Origin of the sequence: Microcystis sp. LE19-195.1E (assembly GCF_027532095.1) — a bacterium.
Classification (GTDB): Bacteria; Cyanobacteriota; Cyanobacteriia; order Cyanobacteriales; family Microcystaceae; genus Microcystis; species Microcystis aeruginosa.
Genome location: NZ_JAPZSZ010000153.1, coordinates 1 through 4,899, shown reverse-complemented (window position 1 = coordinate 4,899; position 4,899 = coordinate 1). Strand labels below are relative to the sequence as shown.

The 4,899-nt window shown below is 41.9% G+C and carries 7 protein-coding genes; 6 read left to right on the top strand and 1 reads right to left on the bottom strand.

What is annotated here, in order from left to right; genetic code table 11:
- Window positions 1–161 precede the first annotated feature (161 nt).
- The 6 genes from O9300_RS09125 to O9300_RS09100 all read left to right on the top strand — a co-directional run bounded on the left by O9300_RS09125 (window position 162) and on the right by O9300_RS09100 (window position 4,473).
- The gene (locus O9300_RS09125) at window positions 162–314 is read left to right on the top strand and encodes a hypothetical protein (RefSeq protein WP_287971361.1); all 153 of its coding nucleotides are present in this window, start codon (window positions 162–164) and stop codon (window positions 312–314) included.
- A gap of 287 nt (window positions 315–601) precedes the next feature.
- The gene (locus tag O9300_RS09120; protein WP_287971360.1) at window positions 602–1,735 is read left to right on the top strand and encodes a HetZ-related protein 2; all 1,134 of its coding nucleotides are present in this window, start codon (window positions 602–604) and stop codon (window positions 1,733–1,735) included.
- Window positions 1,736–1,887: 152 nt separating this feature from the next.
- Window positions 1,888–2,046 (top strand): hypothetical protein, encoded by a 159-nt coding sequence (locus O9300_RS09115; RefSeq protein ID WP_287731584.1) that lies wholly within the window; start codon window positions 1,888–1,890, stop codon window positions 2,044–2,046.
- A 2-nt stretch (window positions 2,047–2,048) separates the two neighbouring features.
- Window positions 2,049–3,572 carry a cryptochrome/photolyase family protein gene (locus O9300_RS09110; RefSeq protein ID WP_287971358.1) on the top strand — a complete coding sequence of 508 codons (1,524 nt, stop codon included), beginning with the start codon at window positions 2,049–2,051 and terminating at the stop codon, window positions 3,570–3,572.
- A gap of 82 nt (window positions 3,573–3,654) precedes the next feature.
- Window positions 3,655–3,996 (top strand): translation initiation factor, encoded by a 342-nt coding sequence (locus O9300_RS09105; RefSeq protein ID WP_287169864.1) that lies wholly within the window; start codon window positions 3,655–3,657, stop codon window positions 3,994–3,996.
- 9 nt (window positions 3,997–4,005) lie between these two features.
- Window positions 4,006–4,473 (top strand): TspO/MBR family protein, encoded by a 468-nt coding sequence (locus O9300_RS09100; RefSeq protein ID WP_149986205.1) that lies wholly within the window; start codon window positions 4,006–4,008, stop codon window positions 4,471–4,473.
- 71 nt (window positions 4,474–4,544) lie between these two features.
- Here O9300_RS09100 and O9300_RS09095 read toward each other — a convergent pair whose 3' ends face one another.
- On the bottom strand, window positions 4,545–4,709 hold the full coding sequence (locus tag O9300_RS09095) for a hypothetical protein (protein WP_287971356.1): 165 nt from the start codon (window positions 4,707–4,709) through the stop codon (window positions 4,545–4,547).
- Window positions 4,710–4,899 lie beyond the last annotated feature (190 nt).

The following is a 4,899-nucleotide window of genomic DNA, read 5'->3' as shown; positions in this document are numbered from 1 at the left end:
TCTACTCTAGATACAGTCAACGGTACAGCCATTTTCAAAGGGAAAATGTACCCAGTAGCGTCTTTTCAATTTTTTCTGAGAAGCGACCTGCAGTAAGGGTTTTGTTAATTTTTTAGTATTTCTGTATGGGGGAAGTCCAGGAATATGAACAATTAGTAATTATGTTAGATAATTTGATAGATGAAATAGGAGAAAATGAAAATCATCCTCTTGCTTCTTTAATGGAAATTTTGGGAATATTAATAGGAAATTATGAACAGGAAAATGTTCCCGAATTATCAATTAAAACAGGCAGTCCACAATCAAATCCATGAATGGTAGGGGTGGTGCGTTCCCAAATATTGGTTAACCTTGAAATTGTCATGTTTTCAGGGAACGCACCCTAGGAAGCGATGCAATCGCGAAGCGGAACTCTTCGACATCGCCCTAAATCCTGATCCGGCAAAAGACTTAATTGATTAGTTGGTTCTAGTCGGGGGTTGGGTAAAATCGGTGCGATAGGCTTTCTCCATGGCTCAGGTTCTAGCATATATCGTGTAAATGCGCTAATATTCAAACTAAAGCCGTCCTCAAAAGACGGGGTTTGGAACTCAATTTTTCGATGACGACAATAATCGACGAGTTAAGGCAACAATGGCAAGATCGCCTCTCTCAAACAGAGGATTCCTTAACCGATCGCCAACGGGATACCATTATCAATTGGTTACTCGGTGAAGATAGCCAACGTTGGGAAAATTTAGACGAGAGAGATTTAGAAATCGCTAAACGGGGATTAGTCTATCTTTGGCAAATTTTACAGCAACGCTATCTCAAGGTTAGTCCCACCCGCGCCTATCGTAACCTGATCGATCGTCTCGGTGCTTGTGTCACTCTCCGGCAAAAAATTCGCACTTGGGTTTCCTTAAGTCGCGATCGTCGGCAAGCGGTGGCCGATGTCTTGCAGGAAGTTATTCAAGAAATGTTAAATAGCGATCGCTATCTGCAATCCCAGTTAGCATGGATCGCTCGTTGTACCAACGATCAAGCTACTCGCGATCGGCTGCTGTTAGCCACCCTCGAGGAATACGCCCTGCGTCCGATTCGCAATCAACCCCTGTTAGCCTATCGTTTTGTTAATTATCTCCGTCGTCAATCGAAAAGCGGTATCACTAACGTGCCGCAGCAAGAAATGATCCGGATTCTCTCCGATGAAATTAGTGGCGATGAGGGGGAAAATAGCCTAAGTTTACTGGATCAAAATGCGATCGCTACCTACGAAGATGAACGCACTCACCAAGAAGCGCAAATTCTCCGGGCAAAAGTTCAAGAGAGTTTTGCTAAGTATTTAGAGGAAAATGTTAGTCCGGAGGCGGTGACTTGGTTTAACCTCTATCTCGGGGGCGAAAGCCAAGATGCGATCGCCAAAGCGATGAATATTCCCATTCAAGGGATTTATCGTCTCCGGGAAAAAGTTGGCTATCATGCGATTAAGGTTTTTGCCCTCAAGGAAGGGACAGAATTAATCGCTGAATGGTTACAAATCAGCCCGAAAGAGCATAATTTTGGCTTAACTCTCAGTCAATGGCAAAGTTTCTATGCTGGCCTTTCTCCCAGGGGTAAAAGCGTTATCGATGGCTTAAAAGCGGGTAAAACCCTTGAGGAAATCGCCGGCGAATTAAACTGTAAACGCACGCAAGTGGTCAAAGAATGGACGCAACTTTATCTAAGCGCCCAAAGTCTCAGGACAAAAACCTAATCAGTTATCAGTTATCAGTTATCAGTTATCAGTTATCAGTTATCAGTTATCAGTTATCAGTTCACTGAGAAAACTCCCCACACCCCACACCCCACACCCCACACCCCACACCCCACTTCCCATCCCATTTTTAATTTTTGACTTCCAGAAATATGTGGATTATTAGCAAAAAAGTCGGGGTATTTACCCATTATTTAACCTCTACGGGTACATTTACCCCCAGCATTGATAAAGCCAGTAAATTTTCTGCTCGGGAAATGGCGGATATTATGGCTAAAAAATACGGCGGAATAGTAGAGGACATGAGATAATTATGACCATTGGCATTTGGATTTTAGGGGATCAATTATGGACAGGACAAGCGGCCTTAGCTAATCGTCAAGCCTATTCACAGGAAACGCCGGTTATTTTAATTGAATCCCACAATCATATTCGACAAAGACCCTATCATCAGCAAAAATTAGTTTTAATCTGGTCGGCGATGCGTCATTTTGCCGAAGAATTAAAAACTTTAGGATGGTCTGTCACCTACGAAGTTGCTGAAGATTTTGAACCGATTTTATCTGCTTGGATTGAACGATTAGGCATTAAAGAATTACAGATTATGATGCCTAATGATTTACCTTTTCTTAGATTAATCAAAAATCTGAATTTAGACTGTGTTATAACCCTAATTGATAATAATCACTTTCTCTGGACTAGGACAGATTTTAATAATTGGGCTAAATCTCGTAAAAGACTATTACTAGAGGATTTCTATCGAGAAAGTCGTAAAAAATGGCAGATTTTAATCGAGGATAATCAACCCATAGGAGGACAATGGAACTTTGATAAACAAAACCGCAAACCGCCCAAGGATGGATTAAAAACTGCTGCTCCTCTTTGGTTTGAACCCGATGAAATTACCCTTCAGGTTATCGCTGATGTGGAAGCTTTAGATATTCCTAAATATGGAAAAATCAAACCTTTTCGCTGGGCAGTAAACCGCCGACAAGCTTTACAGGTTTTGGAGCATTTTATTACTAATTGTCTGCCCAACTTTGGACCCTACCAAGATGCGATGGTAACGGGAGAAGAAACCCTCTGGCATTCCCTATTATCTCCCTATCTGAATCTAGGATTACTAACGCCGTTGGCAGTGATTCAAGGGGCAGCAATTGCCTATAAAAAAGATAATTTAGCCCTAAATAGCATCGAAGGATTTATCCGTCAGGTGTTGGGATGGCGGGAATATATGCAGGGAATTTATCATTATTTGGGAGAAGATTACGCTAATCGTAATTGGTTTGAGCATCAACAACCCTTACCAGCTTTCTTTTGGGATAGTAAACAAACCGATATGAATTGCCTCAAACAAGTATTATCACAGGTGGAAAATACCGGTTATGCCCATCATATTCAAAGATTAATGATTTTGAGCAATTTTGCCTTAGTTTTTGGTTGCTCTCCCCAAGAGATTGAAAACTGGTTTCATAGTGTTTTTATCGATGCCTACGATTGGGTAATGCAGACTAATGTACTGGGAATGGGACAATTTGCCGATGGGGGAATTCTCGCTTCTAAACCCTACGCTTCCTCGGCCAACTATATTGATAAAATGAGTGATTATTGTCGGGGTTGTGTGTATAAAAAAAATGAACGAGTCGGGGAGTTTGCCTGTCCTTTTAATTTTCTTTACTGGGATTTTTTGGCACGACATCGAGAAAAATTAAAATCCCAAGGTCGAGTTAATATGATTTTAGGTCATCTCGATCGAATGTCGGCAGCTGAACTTAATCAAATGCGCTGCCAGTCCAACCAATTAAGAGCTATCAGCAGTCAGGAGGAGATAGGGTGATAGGGTGATAGGGTGATGAGACAGCTTCCCCACTTCCCAACCCCCAAACCCCAACCCCCAAACCCAGTATGATAATTGCTATATGAGTAAATCAAAAGAAAAAAACCGGATTGCCTATCAGGAATTTGGAGATCAAAGCAATTCTCAAGCTTTTGAGCGTTCCATTCCTGAATTACCCCCGAATCAGCAGAATTTGCGAGTACAAACCTCCCGCTCTGGTCGTGCGGGAAAAACCGTTACCATGGTTACAGGTTTTCAATGCCAAACCGAAACTCTGACGAAATTATTAAAACAGTTAAAAACCGCTTGCGGAACGGGTGGTACAGTGAAAGAAAATACCATTGAGATCCAAGGAGATCATCGCCAAAAAATTCTACAAATTCTCATTGAATCGGGTTACAAAGCCAAAATTAGCGGAGGATAGCTTAAAATCATGATTCCCTCTTGGTTGCTTATCGGTGTCGTGGGATTTTTGGTAGCGTTAGCTGGGGGATTACTCAATTCTCGCGATGTACGTTGGTTTGCGCGATTGCGTCGTCCCGATTGGTTAACCTTTGAAAGATTAATCCCTCTTATCTGGACAATTATCTATATTTGTGGGGCAATTTCTGCTTATTTAGTCTGGGAAGCGCAACCGGCTAATCGCTGGTTTTTGATGGCTTTTTATCTGTTGGTGGAATTGACTATTACTGCCTATACTCCCGTCACCTGTAAACTACGCAGTCTCAAAGCGGGAACGATTATCGGAGGTACGGGTTTTTTCTTGGGTTTTCTTCTGGCGCTATTGGTTTTCCCTGTTTCTTCTTGGGCGGGCATCCTACTCCTACCCTACCTGATTTGGAGTCCGATCGGTACCTATGTGACTTGGGAAATGATCCATCTCAATCCTAGGGATGTATAGATAGGTAAAGTGGGATGTGTTAAAAATTAACACATCCCACAGGTCTTATTGCCATCTACCAACTTGAAAATCTAGACTGTTTTTTCCGCTCTAACTCGTTCTACCTTTACCTTGGCAGGACTGGAGCAATCAAGGAAGTTAGGAACCTCCTGACGACAGTGAGGACAATACCAGTAGGCACGACCAACCACAAGGTGACGAAGGGTAATTCCCGAACACATAGGGCAGCTGTGCATGGATTGTTAGACTAATTTTAAAAGCTTTTAAAATTGTCGGTTCTTCGGTTTGTCTTATGCAACGTACAGGATTATAAGGAATGAAACTCTTATAGAGAAAGACATTTGGCGATTTTTGTCAATTGTTTTCGATCTAGAGCGAACTAATCAATTAAGTCTCTTGCCAGATAAGGATTTAGTCGATTTATGC

Bases quoted from the DNA above. Each gene is read 5' to 3' on its own strand.
- O9300_RS09110 (WP_287971358.1), top strand. From the start codon at position 2,049: ATGACCATTGGCATTTGGATTTTAGGGGATCAATTATGGACAGGACAA.
- O9300_RS09115 (WP_287731584.1), top strand. From the start codon at position 1,888: ATGTGGATTATTAGCAAAAAAGTCGGGGTATTTACCCATTATTTAACC.
- O9300_RS09095 (WP_287971356.1), bottom strand. From the start codon at position 4,709: ATGCACAGCTGCCCTATGTGTTCGGGAATTACCCTTCGTCACCTTGTG.
- O9300_RS09120 (WP_287971360.1), top strand. From the start codon at position 602: ATGACGACAATAATCGACGAGTTAAGGCAACAATGGCAAGATCGCCTC.
- O9300_RS09100 (WP_149986205.1), top strand. From the start codon at position 4,006: ATGATTCCCTCTTGGTTGCTTATCGGTGTCGTGGGATTTTTGGTAGCG.
- O9300_RS09105 (WP_287169864.1), top strand. From the start codon at position 3,655: ATGAGTAAATCAAAAGAAAAAAACCGGATTGCCTATCAGGAATTTGGA.
- O9300_RS09125 (WP_287971361.1), top strand. From the start codon at position 162: ATGTTAGATAATTTGATAGATGAAATAGGAGAAAATGAAAATCATCCT.